The organism is Bordetella genomosp. 2 (genome assembly GCF_002261345.1).
Taxonomy (GTDB): Bacteria; Pseudomonadota; Gammaproteobacteria; order Burkholderiales; family Burkholderiaceae_B; genus Bordetella_A.
In genome coordinates, this window is the sequence record NZ_NEVT01000006.1 from 606686 (window position 1) to 621693 (window position 15008).

Consider the following 15008-nt stretch of genomic DNA (forward strand, 5'->3'; position numbering starts at 1 on the left):
AGGATTCGCCCATTGCAAAGATACGCGGCAACGCGCACAGAGGAGGCACGACATGCTTGTCAATTTTTCTGCCCGTCGCCTGCTGGCCGGGCTGGGCGCCGCGGCGGCGCTGCTGGGCGGCGGCGCCGCGACCGCCGCCAACGCCTATCCCGACCGCCAGGTCACTATCCTGGTGCCCTTCCCGGCGGGCGGCACTACCGACATCGCCGCGCGCGTCGTGGCCGCCGAGCTGGGCAAGCAGTGGCAGCAGCCGGTAGTCGTGGAAAATCGCGCCGGCGCCGGCGGCAACGTCGGCACCGCCGAGGCCGCCCGCGCCAAGCCCGACGGCTACACCTTGTTGATGGGCACCGTCAGCACGCATGCCATCAACCAGTCGGTCTACGCGCAATTGCCCTACGATCCGGTGCGCGACTTCACCCCCGTGACCCTGGTGATTCCCGTGCCGAACATCCTGGAGCTCAATCCCGCCTTCGCGGACCGCCACCAGATCCGCTCGGTGGCGGACTTGATCGCCTACCTGAAGGCGAACCCCGGCAAGGTCAACATGGCGTCCACGGGCAACGGCACTTCCACCCATTTGTCGGGCGAGCTGTTCCAGGCCATGACCGGCACCAAGATGACGCACGTGCCCTACAAGGGCAGCAGCCCGGCGCTGACGGACGTCATGAGCGGTTCGGCCGACCTGATTTTCGACAACCTGCCGTCTTCCATGGGGTTCCTCAAAGCCGGCAAGCTGCGGCCGCTGGCAGTCACCACGACCGAGCGCTCGCCGGCGCTGCCGGACGTGCCGACCATGGCCGAGGCCGGCGTGGCCGGCTACGACGCTTCCAGCTGGTTCGGGCTGCTGGCGCCGGCCGGCACGCCGCCGGCCATCGTCGAACAGGTGCAGCGCGACGTGGCCGCGATCCTCAAGCAGCCGGCGGTGCGCGAGCGCTTCGCCGCGCTGGGCGCCGTGCCCTCGGGCAATACGCCGGCGCAGTTCAAGCAGCTCATGGCCGACGAAACCGCCAAATGGGCCAAGGTGGTCGAACAATCCGGGGCCCGGGTCGACTGACCGGGAGCCTCGCCGGGTTTCCCCAAGCCGCCGGAGCGCGTGGCCGGCGGCCTTTCCAACAACACGCGCACCAGGAGACATCGTGAACAAACTGATCTGCGCCATCGCCGCCGCCAGCCTTGCCGTGCTGGGCGGCGCCGCCGCCCACGCGGCGTCCTATCCGGACAAGCCGGTCACCATCATCGTGCCCTTCGTGCCCGGCGGCTCCTCGGACATCACCGCCCGCTCGGTCATGCCAGGCCTGCAGAAGCTCCTCGGCCAGAGTTTTGTGGCCGAGAACAAACCCGGCGCCAACAGCGCCATCGGCGCCCAGGCGCTGGCGCGCGCCCCGGCCGACGGCTACACCATGATGGTCGGCTCGATCGGCACGTTCGCCATCAACGAAGCCCTGTACAAAGAGCTGGCCTACAACCCCAGCAAGGATTTCCAGTACCTGACCCAGGCCGTGCGCAACCCCAATATCCTGGTGGCCCCGCCGTCGTTCCCGCCCAACACCGTGGCGGAACTGGTCGAGTACGCCAAGAAGCATCCCGGCGAAGTGACCTATGCTTCGTCCGGCACGGGCTCCTCGGACCACCTGTCGGCCATCCTGTTCCGCCAGCGCACCGGCACCACCGGCGTGGACGTCCCCTATCGCGGCGGCGCGGCCGCCATCGCGGACCTGCTCGGCGCCCAGGTGAACGTATCGTTCCAGAACCTCGGCGCGGTGCAGAAGCACGTGCTGGCCGGCAAGCTCAAGGCGCTGGCCATCACCGGCGAGGCGCGCGTGCCCGAACTGCCCGACGTGCCCACGCTCGGCGAAGCCGGCATCAAGGACATGGTGGTGTACTCCTGGCAAGGGTTCGCCGTGCCCAAGGGTACGCCGGCGCCCGTGGTCAAGACACTGTCGGACGCGCTGCGCACCACCCTGCGCGAGCCGGACGTCACCAAGACGCTGCAGGGCCTGGGCTTCGAGGTCGTGGCCAGCTCGCCGGAAGAATTCGCCGCATTCCAGCAGGCCGAAGTCAAGCGCTGGAAGGAAGTCATCGCCAAGGGCGGCATCCAGCTGCAGTAGCCTGGCGCGGGGCCGGCGCGGCCAGGCCGCCGCCGCGCCCCCGAATCAAGTAGCATTTGCATTTTCCCACCTCGACTCCGCAACGACATGACCACCAAGCACCGCATTCTCCAGGTCGGCTCCCTGTCCGGCTCTCCTTCGGCCAACCAGCGCCTGGCCGACGGCTACGACGTTCTCGAGCTCTGGAAACATGCCGACCGCAAGGCGGCGCTGGCCGAACACGGCAAGGGCATCACGGCCATGGTCACCTCGGCGTCGATCGGCGCCGACGCTGACCTCATCGCCGCCTTGCCCGACCTGAAGGCGATCTGCAGCTGGGGCGTGGGCTACGAAACCATCGACGTGCAGGCGGCCCGCCAGCGCGGCGTGCTGGTCAGCAACACGCCCGACGTGCTGACCGACTGCGTGGCCGACCTGGCCTGGGGCCTGATGATCGCCGGCGCGCGCCGCATGAGCCTGGGCGACCGCTACGTGCGCGCCGGCCGCTGGGGCCAGGTGCATGGCAGCATTCCGCTCGGCACCCGTGTCAGCGGCAAGAAGCTCGGCATCGTCGGCCTGGGACGCATCGGCCAAGCCATCGCGCGGCGCGGCGACGGCTTCGACATGCAGGTGCGGTATCACAACCGGCGCGAACGCAGCGACGTGCCGTACGGCTACGAAGCCTCGCTGGTGGAACTGGCCCGCTGGGCCGACTTCCTGGTGGTGGCCACTGTCGGCGGCGCCGGCACCCGGCACCTCGTGGACAGCGCTGTCATCGAAGCGCTGGGCCCCAAGGGCGTGATCGTCAATATTGCGCGCGGCCCGGTCATCGACGAGCAGGCCCTGGTGGCGGCCCTCGAAAGCGGCAAGCTCGGCTGCGCCGCGCTCGACGTGTTCGAATACGAGCCCAATGTGCCGGACGCGCTCAAGACCAGCGACAACACCGTGCTGCTGCCGCACATCGGCAGCGCCACCTACGAGACCCGCCTGGCCATGGAAGACCTGATGCTGGAGAACCTGCAGGCCTACTTCCAGACGGGCAAGCTGGTGACCCCGGTCGAGTGACGGGCGCGCGGCCGCCCGGTCGCCGCACAGCAAAAAGCCGCGAATCCCTCGCGGCTTTTTGCTGTGCGGCCCGTCAGACTTCGCGCTCTTCGGTCTTGAGCTTGTTGTCGTGGGCGAAATCCACCACGAACTTGTAGGCCAGCGGTTCCAGGTCGCGCAGGCGCTGGTCGACCACGATGCCGCGCACGCCGTCGATCATGACCGGCAGCACATAGGGCGAATAGGTGAGGTGGCTGCCGGAGGATCCCGGGGGACGGAACTGGGCCATGACACCGGCCAGCCGCTCGGCCCAGTCGCTGGGACGGAACCGGGCGCCACTTTCGGTGACGCCGTGGATAACGAATTGTTTGACGCGATTTGGCATGAATTTTTCACTGCGGACGGCGCGCGCGGATCCCGGATCGGCCGCGCACCAAAGATGCGACCCGCGCCGCGAATTGTATATGATTGGTCTTTTGGCTTCGCCCCTTCGACCATGACACCTCCCACGCACCAGAACGGCCCCTTGCGGCACTTCCTGCAGTTCAAGGACTTTTCCTCCGCCGAGATCGCCTATGTGCTCGAGCGCGCGCGCCTGATCAAGGACAAGTTCAAGCGCTACGAGCCGCATATGCCGCTGCACGACCGTACCCTGGCCATGGTGTTCGAGAAGGCCAGCACCCGCACCCGGGTGTCGTTCGAGGCCGGCATGTACCAGATGGGCGGCTCGGTCATCAACCTGACTTCCAACGACTCGCAGCTTGGCCGCTCCGAGCCCATCGAAGACACCGCGCGCGTCATTTCGCGCATGGTCGACATCGTCATGATCCGCACCTTCGAGCAGACGCGCATCGAACGCTTCGCGGCCCATTCGCGCGTGCCGGTCATCAACGGCCTGACCAACGAATTCCATCCCTGCCAGATCCTGGCCGACCTGTTCACCTACATCGAGCACCGCGGCCCGGTCGCCGGCAAGACCGTGGCCTGGATCGGCGACGCCAACAACATGTCGTACACCTGGCTGCAGGCGGCCGAAATGCTGGGGTTCACCCTGCATGTTTCCACGCCGCCCGGCTACGAGCTCGACGCCGCGCGCGTCGGCCAGCCGCCCGCCGGCGTGCTGCGCCAGTTCGCCGACCCCATCGAGGCCTGCCGCGGCGCCCACCTGGTCACCACCGACGTCTGGACCAGCATGGGCTACGAAGCCGAGAACGACGCGCGCCGCGCCGCCTTCGCCGACTGGTGCGTGGACGCCGAAATGATGGCCGCCGCCGACCCGCAGGCCGTCTTCATGCACTGCCTGCCGGCCCACCGCGGCGAGGAAGTCACCGGCGAAGTCATCGACGGCCCGCAGAGCGTGGTCTGGGACGAGGCCGAGAACCGCCTGCACGTGCAGAAGGCCCTGATGGAATTCCTGCTGCTCGGCCAGATCGACTGAGCTTCCGGCGGCGCCCACACACCTCCCGGTAAAGGTGTCTGACACCCCAGGGGTGTCAGACACCTGCCGGACGATCTCGAACACCCCGCCCCGGGCCTTCCGTCGGTAAAGGTGTCTGACACCCCCAAGGGTGTCAGACACCTGGCGGGACAGTCTCGGGCCGCCTGCCCCAGGCCTTCCGTCCCCCGTCCGCAAAAGCGGTAAAATGCCCGGTCGAACCGCATCGGGCGCGGCACGCTGCCGCCCTGCTCCCGTCAGTCCGTAGGCGCTTTAGATCACACAATGACCACTATTCTCCCCAACCTTCCTGTCGGCCAGAAGGTCGGCATCGCTTTCTCCGGCGGCCTGGACACCAGCGCGGCGCTGCTCTGGATGCGCAACAAGGGCGCCATTCCCTACGCCTATACCGCCAACCTGGGCCAGCCCGATGAATCGGACTACGATGCCATCCCGCGCCGCGCCATGGAATACGGCGCCGAGAACGCCCGCCTGATCGACTGCCGCGCGCAACTGGTGGCCGAGGGCATCGCCGCGCTGCAGGCCGGCGCGTTCCATATCTCCACCGCCGGCATCACGTACTTCAACACCACGCCCATCGGGCGGGCCGTCACCGGCACCATGCTGGTGGCCGCCATGAAGGAAGACGGCGTCAACATCTGGGGCGATGGCAGCACCTACAAGGGCAACGACATCGAGCGCTTCTATCGCTATGGCCTGCTCACCAACCCGGACCTGAAGATCTACAAGCCCTGGCTCGACCAGTTGTTCATCGACGAACTGGGCGGCCGCGCGGAAATGTCCGAGTACATGCGGCAGGCCGGCTTCGACTACAAGATGTCGGCCGAGAAAGCCTATTCGACCGACTCCAACATGCTGGGCGCCACCCACGAAGCCAAGGACCTCGAACACCTGAACTCCGGCATCAAGATCGTCAAGCCGATCATGGGCGTGGCGTTCTGGCGCGACGACGTCGCGGTCAAGGCCGAGGAAGTCACCGTGCGCTTCGAGGAAGGCCAGCCGGTCGCCCTGAACGGCGTCGAATACGGCGATCCGGTCGAGCTGATGCTCGAGGCCAACCGCATCGGCGGCCGCCATGGCCTGGGCATGAGCGACCAGATCGAGAACCGCATCATCGAGGCCAAGAGCCGCGGCATCTACGAAGCCCCGGGGCTGGCGCTGCTGTTCATCGCCTACGAGCGCCTGGTCACCGGCATCCACAACGAAGACACCATCGAACAGTACCGCGAGAACGGCCGCAAGCTGGGCCGCCTGCTGTACCAGGGCCGCTGGTTCGACCCGCAGGCCATCATGCTGCGCGAAACCGCCCAGCGCTGGGTGGCGCGCGCCGTCACCGGCGAAGTCACGGTCGAGCTGCGGCGCGGCAATGACTACTCCATCCTGAACACGGTCTCGAACAACCTCACCTACAAGCCCGAGCGCCTGACCATGGAGAAAGGCGAGTCCACCTTCTCGCCCGCCGACCGCATCGGCCAGCTCACCATGCGCAATCTGGACATCACCGATACGCGCGACAAGCTGTTCACCTACGTGCAGACCGGCTTGCTGGCCCCCTCCAGCGGGGCCGCGCTGCCGCAGCTGAAGGACGCCAAGAAGTAGGCCGCTGCGCCTGGCTCGCGCCATTGAAAAGGGCTCGCCGCTGATCCGGCGAGCCCTTTTTGCTGGGCGCCGCGGCGGCGCGCCCGTGCGTCAGATCTCGACCTGCATCCCCATCTCGACCACGCGATTGGGCGGGATCTTGAAGAACTTGGTGCTGCGCGTGGCGTTGCGCGCCATGAACGAGAACATCGCGCGCCGCCAGGCCAGCATGGCAGGCTTGCGGCCGGCCACCACCGTCTGGCGCGACAGGTAATACGACGTCCGCATGGGGTCGAGGTCGATCTCCGGATACGCCTCGGCCACCTGCCGCAGCACTTCGGGCACATCCGGGTCTTCCTTGAAACCATAGTGCACCACCACCTGCCAGCACGACGGGCTGATCTGCTGCAGCTCGAAGCGCTCTTCCGGCGCCGCATAAGGCACGTCGGCCACCCGTATCGTCAGGAACAGGACGTGCTCGTGCAACACCTTGTTGTGCTTGAGATTGTGCAGCAGCGCCGCCGGCACCACCCCGGGACTCATGGTCATGAAAATCGCCGTGCCCGGCACCCGCGCCGGCGGGAACTCCTCGAGCTGGGCCATGAATTCCTTGAGCGGCTGGCGGTCGCGCTGCTGCAGTTCGGCCAGCAGATGGCGCCCCCGCCGCCAGGTCATCATCAGCGTGAACACCACGATGCCCACCAGCAGGGGCAGCCAGCCGCCTTCGTGGATCTTGAAGATATTGGCGCCGAACAGCAGGATGTCGACCACCAGCAGCACGCCCAGCACGGCCAGCCACACCACCCGCCTGCCGCCCGAAGCGCCGCGCGGCAACACCGAGAACGCCAGGATCGTGGTCGTCAGCATGGTGCCGGTGACGGCGAATCCGTAGGCCGCGGCCAGGTTCTCGGAATCCTGGAACAGGGCCACCAGGATCAGGACGGCGACCAGCAGCAGCGCATTGACCTGCGGCAGGTAGATCTGGCCCTTCTCGACCGCCGACGTGTGCAGGATCTGCATGCGCGGCCAGAAGCCCAGCTGCACCGCCTGGCGCGTCACCGAATACGCGCCGGAAATCACCGCCTGCGACGCCACCACCGTGGCGATGGTGGCCAGCACCACCAGCGGCGCCAGGCCCCATTCGGGCGCCATCAGGAAGAACGGGTTGCGGATCGCCTGCGGTTCGCGCAACAGCAGCGCGCCCTGGCCGAAGTAGCACAGCACCAGCGCCGGCAGCACCATCGCAAACCAGGCGCGGCGGATGGCCGGCCTGCCGAAGTGGCCCATGTCGGCGTAGAGGGCCTCGGCGCCCGTCAGGGCCAGCACCACGGCGCCCAGCAACAGGAAGCTGCCGAGCGGGAACTCGGCGACGAAACGCACCGCCCACATCGGATTGAGCGCGGCCAGCACCTCGGGTGCCTGCCAGATCTGCCAGCCGCCCAGCACCGCCAGCGTGGCGAACCAGAGGGCCATCACCGGGCCGAACAGCTTGCCCATGGCGCCGGTGCCATGCGACTGGATGGCGAACAGACAGACCAGCACCGCCAGCGAAATCGGCACCACCCAGGGATCGAGCGTGTGCGAGACGATGCCGATGCCCTCGATGGCCGACAGCACCGAGATGGCCGGCGTGATCATGCTGTCGCCGTAGAACAGCGAGGCGCCGAATATGCCCAGCACCACCAGCAGCCAGCGCGAGCGCCCTTGGCGGCCACGCACGGCCAGCTCCAGCAGGGCCAGGGTGCCGCCTTCGCCGCGGTTGTCGGCGCGCAGCACCAGCGTCACGTACTTGAACGACACCACCAGCATCAGCAGCCAGAACAGGATCGACAGCACGCCCAGGATGTGGTCGGGCTCGAGGTCGGCAAAGCCGACCAGGCAGGCGCGCAGCGTATACAGCGGACTGGTGCCGATATCGCCGTAGACGACGCCCAGCGCGCCCATCATCAGGGCGGCCTTCGAAGACGGGCCGTGGCCGTGCGGCGCCGCGGCGCCCGGAAGTGTCGGTGTCATGATGCGCGGTCGTGACGGGTCAGTTGCGCCCCTTTGCGGGGGCCGGGAAAGACGACGGACAGGCGGGTGCCGGGATACTCGGGCCGGCTGGTGAGTTTCCACCAGGCGCCGTGGGCGTGGGCGATTTCGCGGACGATCGCCAGGCCGAGGCCCGAACCGCCGGCCGTGCTGCCCGGCGAACGGTAGAAGGCCTCGAACACGCGCTCACGCTCGTCGCGCGGAATGCCGGGGCCGTCGTCCTCGACGGTCAGGGACGGCGGATTCACGCCCACCGTGAGGGTGATGCGGCCGCCCCCCTTGCCGTAGCGCACCGCGTTGTCGATCAGGTTGCCGAGCAGTTCGTCGAGCAGGAGCGGATCGCCGTCGATCCATACCGGGTGGTCGGGCGCGGCCAGGTCGATCTCGAATTGCGCGGCATGCGCATGGGGGATCCATTCGGCGCCGCTGGCGCGCACCCATTCGCACAGGTCGATGCGCACGAAGCTGTCCTGCGGCCGGGCATTGGGATCGGAGCGCGCCAGCACCAGCAGCTGTTGCCCCAGCCGGATCATGCGATCGCTCACCGCCTTGATGCGCTCGGCGCGGGCCCGCACATCGTCCGGCAGCGGCCGCGCCAGCATCAATTCCGATTCCATGCGCAGGCCGCTGAGCGGCGTGCGCAGCTGGTGCGCCGCGTGGCCGATGAAGCGCCGCTGCGCCGCCAGCGAGGCGTCCAGCCGCAGCAGCAAGTCGTTGGTGTGGGTGACCAGCGGCTCGATCTCGACCGGCACGCCCGCCACTTCGAGCGGCTGCATGTCGTCGATGGAACGCTGGCGGATCTCGTCGGAGAGGTGGTTCACCGACCGCAGCCCCGAGCGCACGCCTTGCACGATGACGCCGGCGAACACCGCCACCAGCACGGCCTGGCCGATCACCATCAGCCAGAAGAAGTCCTCGAGCATCCAGCCCGCCATATCGAGCTTGTGGCTGATGACCCAGGTGGCGAGCAGGTCCAGCGCCACCAGCAGCAGGATCGGCGGCAGCAGCCGCAGCACGAGGTAGCGCGCCAGCGAGCCGCGCGGCAGGCTCCAGCGCGCGGCCGACGGCGTGGCGGAATCGCGGGAGGGAGTATCCGGCATGGAAGGAGGCGCCGGCCGGCCGGGAGGGTGCGCGGGCCGGCGCGAGGCGTTCACGCCGGGTCGGCGTCCAGCATGTAGCCGAACCCGCGGACCGTCTGGATACTGGCGCCCGTGCCTTCCAGGCGCTTGCGCAGGCGATAGACGTAGACTTCGACGGCGTTCTCGCTGAAATCGGCGTCCCAGGCGGACAGCGAATTGACGATCTGGCGCTTGGTGACCACGCGGCCGGCGCGGGCCATGAGCATTTCCAGCACGGAGAGCTCGCGCACCGAGAGCGACAGGCGCTGGCCATTGGCGCGCACTTCGCGGCCGACCGTATCGAAAGTGAGCGTGCCGGCCTCGATCAGGGGCTGCGCCTGCCCGGCGCGCCGCCGCCCGAAGGCGCGCACGCGGGCGGCCAGTTCCGGCAGGTCGAAAGGTTTGGTGACGTAGTCGTCGGCGCCGGCGTCCAGCCCGGCCACGCGATCGTCGAGCCCGTCCCGGGCGGTGACGATCAGCACCGGCACCTGGTTGCCGTCATGGCGCAATTCACGCAGCACGTCGAGCCCGCTGCGGCCCGGCAGGTTGAGGTCCAGCAGGAGGAGGTCGTAGGTCTGGCCCGCCAGCGCGCCCAGCACCTTGTCACCGTCGGTGAGCCAGTCGACCGCGTAGCCCTGGTCGGCCAGGAACTCCTGGAGGGCATGCCCCAGGGTCGTGTCGTCTTCGATTACAAGAACTCGCATGCGGCGATTCTAGCGCGAAGACGGCACGGGTGGGTAATGCCCGCCGGCGCTCAGGGCGCCGGCGCGGGCGCGGCGCCCGTGGCCGGCGGATTGGCCGCCGCCGCGCCCGGCGCCCCGGCCTGCGGCGCCGGGGTCGTGATGAAGCCGATGCGCGCCAGTCCGGCCCGTCGCGCCGCCGCCATCACTTTGGCCAGCGTCTCGTAGCGGGTATTCATGTCGGCGCGGATGCGGATCTCGGGCTGCGGCTTGCCCTGCGCCAGCGTCAGGAAGCGGTTGGGCAGGTCTTCCAGCGCCACCGGCTGTTCGTCCAGGAACAGCGTGCCGGCCGGGTCGATGGCCAGGTCCACGCTCTTGGGCTCTTCCTGGATCTGCTCGGCGCTGACCTGCGGCATGTTGATGCGGATCGAGTGCGCCATCAGCGGCGCCGTGATGATGAAGATCACCAGCAGCACCAGCATGACGTCGATCAGCGGCACCATGTTGATCTCCGACACGGTGTGGCTGCCCGAGCCCTTGCTGTCGAAGCTGCCGAAAGCCATTATTGGACTCCCCGGCCGGCCGCGGGCTGGCCCTGGCGGCGTAGCGCGCGCACCTTGCCGTCGGACAGCACGACCTGCTGGCCGGTGCTCAGGAACGCGAACAGATCATGCGCGAATGCGTCGAGGCGCGACAGGAACACCCGGTTGCTGCGCACGAAGGTGTTGTAGGCCAGCACGGCCGGAATGGCGACCGCCAGCCCCAGGCCCGTCATGATGAGGGCCTCGCCCACCGGGCCGGCGATGCGGTTGATGGTCACGCCGTCGGCCAGGCCGATGCCCACCAGCGCGTGGTACACGCCCCACACCGTGCCGAACAGGCCGACGAACGGCGCGGTGGAGCCCACCGAGGCCAGCACCGTCAGGCCGTTCTCGAGCTTGGCGGTCTCTTCGTCGATCACCTTGCGCATGGTGCGCGTCACGAATTCGCCATTGGCGCCGCTTTCCTCGAGCTTGGTGGCGCCGAACTTGGCATGGTGCGCCTGCGCATGCATGGCATGGCTGGTCAGGTGGGAGAACGGATCGCGCGCGCCGTGCGTGACGATCTCATTCTCGACCTGCTCCAGCGAGCTGGAATTCCAGAACTTGTTGAGGAAGTCGGCCGAGCGGCGCCGCATGCGCAGGTTGCTGACGAACTTCACCAGGATCAGGTACCAGGTCACCAGCGACATGATGATCAGGATCGCGAACAGCGTCTTGCCGACGAAATCGCTCTGCGCCACGAAATGCAGGAAACCCATGTCGGCCGGCACGGGCAACGGCGGCGGCGGCAGCGCCGCGGCGGCCTGCTGGGCCGCATCGGCCGCCTGCGACAGCGCCGGCGCGGCTTGATTGACGGCCTCGGCGGCCTGCTGCGCGGCCGGCGCGGCGGAAGCGGCCGGGGCCGCGGCGGCGCCCTGCCCGGCCGGCGCGGTGGCCGCCTGCGCCACCAGGATGGCGTTATGCATAGCGTTGGACATCTCAGTTCCTCATCACGAAATCGAACGGTAATTTGGCTTTGGCCGGATACGCCACGCCATTGCGGGTCAGGGGCTTGAAGCGCGCCTTGCGCGCCGCCGTCAGGGCAGATTCATCGAGCCGCGAGTAGCCCGACGACTGGGCGATCGAGGCCCGCTCGACCAGCCCCTGCGTATTGATTTCCACCAGCACCACGACCCGGCCCTCCTCGCGCAGGCGCTTGGAGACCATGGGATACACCGGCAACGGCCGCCGCCCCAGGTACTCGACGCTGGACACCATGATGGGTTCGTCCGGCGGCGGCCCCTGGCGCGGAGCGGCATTCTGCTGGGCGCCTTCGGGCGCGCCGGTGGGCGGCGTCTCGGGCTTGGGCGGCTCGACCGGCTTCTCGACCTTGGGCTTGGGTTTCGGCTGGGGCTTGGGCTTGGGTTTGGGCTTCGGCTTGGGCTTGGGCGCGGGCTCCGGCGCCTTCTCGACCACCGGCTCGGGTTCCGGCTCGGGCTCGATGACGGGCTCGGGTTCCGGCTCGATCACCGGTTCGGGCTCGGGCTCCGGTTCGGGTTCCGGTTCCGGTTCCGGCGGCGGCTCGGGTTGCGGCGGCTCTTCCGCCTTGGCGACCTGCGGCAGCGGCGCCTCGATCACGCTGACCATCACCGCCTCGGGCTCGAGCAGCTTCGGCGGGCTCTCTTCGGGCATCCAGTAGATTGCCGCCACCACTGCCATGTGCGCCGCCAGCACCGTAAGGCCGGCACCAGCGCGTAAAGCCAGAGAAGACTGCGAAGAAGCGGACCAACCGTGATGGGAACGAGGCATGAATCAGCCGAAATGCATCAATGTCGGCCGGCCGCGCAACCGGCACCACGCCGGGAAACGCCGGGGCCGGCAAATTCCAAGTCCGACATATTATATTAAATGCGAATGATTCGCACATACTTTCTGATCGGCCCGGAAGGCGGATCAATCCTGCGTCCTGCCCGCCCGGTCGATGTGGCCGAGGTCGCGCTGCGGGTCGAGGCGGTCGCGCACCCGCTGCTTGAGCACCTTGGCGTCGGGGAACCCGCCGTCGGCCGTGCGGTCCCAGATCAGGCTGTCGCCGTAATGGATCCGGAACACGCCCCCGGTGCCCGGCGCCAATGTCACCGCGCCGAGATCGGTGCCGAAGGTGGACAGCAGTTCCTGCGCCATCCAGGCGGCGCGCAGCAGCCACTGGCATTGGGTGCAATAGGTAATGGTGATATGGGGAAGCTTCGATTCATTCATGATGTGCTCCGAGCAAGGCCGGCGGGCGCCGCTCGCGGCCGCCCCAGGCGCCAGTATGCGGGCACGCCGGCATGGCGGACAACCGCCCTTGTGCGGCAGCGCAGCAATCGATGCGGATTCGCAATACAATGCGAAGCAGGCGCTCATTCCCCGAGCGCATCCTGCCTGCCCTTGCCCACGGCAGGCGGTCCCGGCCGCGGGCCCCGCCCGTCCAGCCCCACCGCCACCGGTCGGCCTGCGCCGCCCCCTGGTCCTCGATATGTCTGGTAGTTCCGCCAATTCCTTTCTGCGCAACTTGTGCAGCCTGCGCTGGCTGGCCATCGCCGGCCAGGCCGCGACGGTGCTCGTCGCCAGCGAGCTGCTGGACCTGGAACTGCCGCTGGTGCCGCTCTGGAGCGGCGTCGCGGTGCTGGTGGCGTTCAACCTCTATGCCAGCGTGCGCGTGCGCCGCAGCCGCCGCGAAATCGGGCCCGGCACCGCGTTCGCGCATCTGCTCGTGGACATCGCGGTGCTGGCCTGGATGGTCGGCTGGAGCGGCGGCATCCACAACCCGTTCGGCCTGATGTTCCTGATCCTGATCGCGCTGGCCGCGCTGGCGCTGCCGCGCGGATGGGCGCTGGCGGCGGCCCTCGCGTGCCTGGCGGGCTATGCGGCGGCGTCGGTGCTGGGCCAGCCGCTGCAGGGGCACCACGACCCGTACGCGCTGATCCTGTGGGGCATTGCGGTCAGCTTCCTGATCTCGGCCGCGGTGGTGCTGTATTTTTCCACCCGCCTGGCTGCCGACCTGCGCAGCCGCGAACGCGAGCTGGCCGCCCTGCGCGAACGGTTCACCCGCAACGAAGGGATCGTCGCGCTGGCCACGCACGCCGCCGCCATGGCGCACGAGCTCAATACCCCGCTGGCCACCATGACCCTGCTGGCCGACGAGATCGCCGTCCAGGCCCGCACCGAAGAACAGCGCGCCGACGCCGACCTGCTGCGGCAGCTCCTGGCCTTGTGCCGCGAACGCATCCGCAACCTGGCCATGCCCACCGAGGTCGACCTGGTGCGCGTGGTGGGCCAGTGGCGCCTGGTGCGCCCCACCGTCGACCTGCACCGCACGGGCGAACTGCCCGCCACGCTGCGGGTCGAGCCCGCCATCGCGCACCTGATCCAGGCGCTCCTGAACAATGCCGCCGACGCCGGCGAGGCGGTCCAGCACTCGCGCGTGGACCTGCACCTGGAATATCGCGACGGCGCGCTGCAAGGCGAAGTGCGCGACCACGGGCGCGGCTTCGATCCCGACCAGTCCCTTCTGCCCGCCACCAGCTTGTTCCATAGCGGCAAGCCGGGCGGGCTGGGCGTGGGGCTGGCCCTGTCGCACGCCACCGTAGAACAATTGGGCGGCGAAATGACCATGACTGCGGCCGACGGAGGAGGCGCCCGCATTCGCTTTTACTTGCCGCTCGGGCCCCATGCCCGGCGCGGCTCCGGAACACCAGCATGAATCCCACCGACGCCGGCCTCCTCATCGACGACGACGAACTCTATCTGCGCACGCCGCAGCGCAGCCTGGCGCGCCATGGCCTGGAAACCCGCATCGCCACCAGCATCGCCGAGGCCTTGCGCGTGGCCGAGGAAATGCTGCCCGCGTTTGCGCTGGTGGACCTGCGCCTGGGCGAAGACTCGGGCCTGACCCTGATCCGGCCGCTGCGCGCCCTGCGCGCCGACATGCGCATCCTGCTGGTGACCGGCTATGCCAGCGTGGCCACCGCCGTCGAGGCCATCAAGCGCGGCGCCGACGACTACCTGCCCAAGCCCGCCACCGCGCCGATGATCCTGCGCACCCTCGGCCTGGCCAAGGCCGAATCAGTGGCCATCGAATCGACCATGACGCCCCTGCACCGGCTCGAATGGGAGCACATCCAGCAGGCGCTGCACGAATCCGGCGGCAACGTGTCGGCCGCGGCGCGCCTGCTCGGCATGCACCGGCGGTCGCTGCAGCGCAAGCTGGCCAAGAAACCCGGCCCCGAGCGCGACCCGGTACTCGAATGAGCCGCGCCGAGGTGCGACACGTTGTCGCACCCTGCCGGCGGCGCCACCGCAAGCGTCGCCCCGGCTGCGCCGCTATACCTCCCCCGATCCGCCCCTGAATGCGCTGAGTGATGCGACTTTTCGTCGCATCTTTGCGCTGCAACAAACCGATAGCATTGCGCCTTCGCCGCATTTTTGCGCCTGCGCAAGGCACAAGCATGCGA

General features: G+C 68.5%; 15 protein-coding genes. 7 read left to right on the forward strand and 8 right to left on the reverse strand.

What is annotated here, in order from left to right:
- Positions 1-52: 52 nt before the first annotated feature.
- The 3 genes from CAL24_RS13025 (at position 53) to CAL24_RS13035 (ending at position 3152) form a co-directional block, all read left to right on the forward strand.
- On the forward strand, positions 53-1054 hold the full coding sequence (locus tag CAL24_RS13025; RefSeq protein ID WP_028355803.1) for a tripartite tricarboxylate transporter substrate binding protein: 1002 nt from the start codon (positions 53-55) through the stop codon (positions 1052-1054).
- An 82-nt stretch (positions 1055-1136) separates the two neighbouring features.
- Entirely contained in the window at positions 1137-2108 is a 972-nt protein-coding gene (locus CAL24_RS13030) for a Bug family tripartite tricarboxylate transporter substrate binding protein (protein ID WP_028355802.1), read from the forward strand.
- Between the two features lie 87 nt (positions 2109-2195).
- Positions 2196-3152: a 2-hydroxyacid dehydrogenase gene (locus CAL24_RS13035; RefSeq protein ID WP_094806916.1), complete on the forward strand. Its 957-nt coding sequence runs from the start codon at positions 2196-2198 to the stop codon at positions 3150-3152.
- 73 nt (positions 3153-3225) lie between these two features.
- Here the strand turns inward: CAL24_RS13035 and CAL24_RS13040 are convergent, their stop codons facing one another.
- Complete coding sequence (locus tag CAL24_RS13040) at positions 3226-3516, reverse strand: DUF3579 domain-containing protein (protein ID WP_028355800.1); 291 nt, start codon at positions 3514-3516, stop codon at positions 3226-3228.
- A 111-nt stretch (positions 3517-3627) separates the two neighbouring features.
- Between CAL24_RS13040 and argF the strand changes: the two genes are divergently transcribed.
- Together argF and argG are read left to right on the forward strand one after the other, a co-directional pair.
- Positions 3628-4569, forward strand: coding sequence for an ornithine carbamoyltransferase (argF, locus tag CAL24_RS13045; protein WP_028355799.1), 942 nt, complete (start codon positions 3628-3630; stop codon positions 4567-4569).
- Between the two features lie 282 nt (positions 4570-4851).
- Entirely contained in the window at positions 4852-6186 is a 1335-nt protein-coding gene (gene argG, locus CAL24_RS13050) for an argininosuccinate synthase (protein ID WP_094806917.1), read from the forward strand.
- Between the two features lie 90 nt (positions 6187-6276).
- Here the strand turns inward: argG and CAL24_RS13055 are convergent, their stop codons facing one another.
- The 7 genes from CAL24_RS13055 to CAL24_RS13085 form a co-directional block, all read right to left on the reverse strand.
- Positions 6277-8178: a potassium transporter Kup gene (locus CAL24_RS13055; protein WP_028355797.1), complete on the reverse strand. Its 1902-nt coding sequence runs from the start codon at positions 8176-8178 to the stop codon at positions 6277-6279.
- Positions 8175-9296 carry a sensor histidine kinase gene (locus tag CAL24_RS13060; protein WP_094806918.1) on the reverse strand — a complete coding sequence of 374 codons (1122 nt, stop codon included), beginning with the start codon at positions 9294-9296 and terminating at the stop codon, positions 8175-8177. Before CAL24_RS13060 ends, CAL24_RS13055 begins: the two co-directional genes overlap by 4 nt.
- A 50-nt stretch (positions 9297-9346) precedes the next feature.
- Entirely contained in the window at positions 9347-10018 is a 672-nt protein-coding gene (locus CAL24_RS13065; RefSeq protein WP_028355795.1) for a response regulator transcription factor, read from the reverse strand.
- Positions 10019-10068: 50 nt separating this feature from the next.
- Positions 10069-10557, reverse strand: a complete 489-nt coding sequence (locus CAL24_RS13070) for an ExbD/TolR family protein (RefSeq protein ID WP_028355794.1) — start codon at positions 10555-10557, stop codon at positions 10069-10071.
- On the reverse strand, positions 10557-11513 hold the full coding sequence (locus CAL24_RS13075) for a MotA/TolQ/ExbB proton channel family protein (RefSeq protein ID WP_028355793.1): 957 nt from the start codon (positions 11511-11513) through the stop codon (positions 10557-10559). Before CAL24_RS13075 ends, CAL24_RS13070 begins: the two co-directional genes overlap by 1 nt.
- A 1-nt stretch (position 11514) precedes the next feature.
- On the reverse strand, positions 11515-12324 hold the full coding sequence (locus tag CAL24_RS13080; protein WP_028355792.1) for an energy transducer TonB: 810 nt from the start codon (positions 12322-12324) through the stop codon (positions 11515-11517).
- Between the two features lie 144 nt (positions 12325-12468).
- Positions 12469-12771 carry a SelT/SelW/SelH family protein gene (locus tag CAL24_RS13085; RefSeq protein ID WP_028355791.1) on the reverse strand — a complete coding sequence of 101 codons (303 nt, stop codon included), beginning with the start codon at positions 12769-12771 and terminating at the stop codon, positions 12469-12471.
- A gap of 259 nt (positions 12772-13030) precedes the next feature.
- Here CAL24_RS13085 and CAL24_RS13090 point away from each other — a divergent pair, with 259 nt between their 5' ends.
- Both CAL24_RS13090 and CAL24_RS13095 read left to right on the forward strand, forming a co-directional pair.
- Complete coding sequence (locus CAL24_RS13090; protein ID WP_028355790.1) at positions 13031-14257, forward strand: ATP-binding protein; 1227 nt, start codon at positions 13031-13033, stop codon at positions 14255-14257.
- Complete coding sequence (locus CAL24_RS13095) at positions 14254-14805, forward strand: response regulator transcription factor (RefSeq protein WP_094806919.1); 552 nt, start codon at positions 14254-14256, stop codon at positions 14803-14805. Before CAL24_RS13090 ends, CAL24_RS13095 begins: the two co-directional genes overlap by 4 nt.
- The last annotated feature ends 203 nt before the right edge of the window (positions 14806-15008 follow it).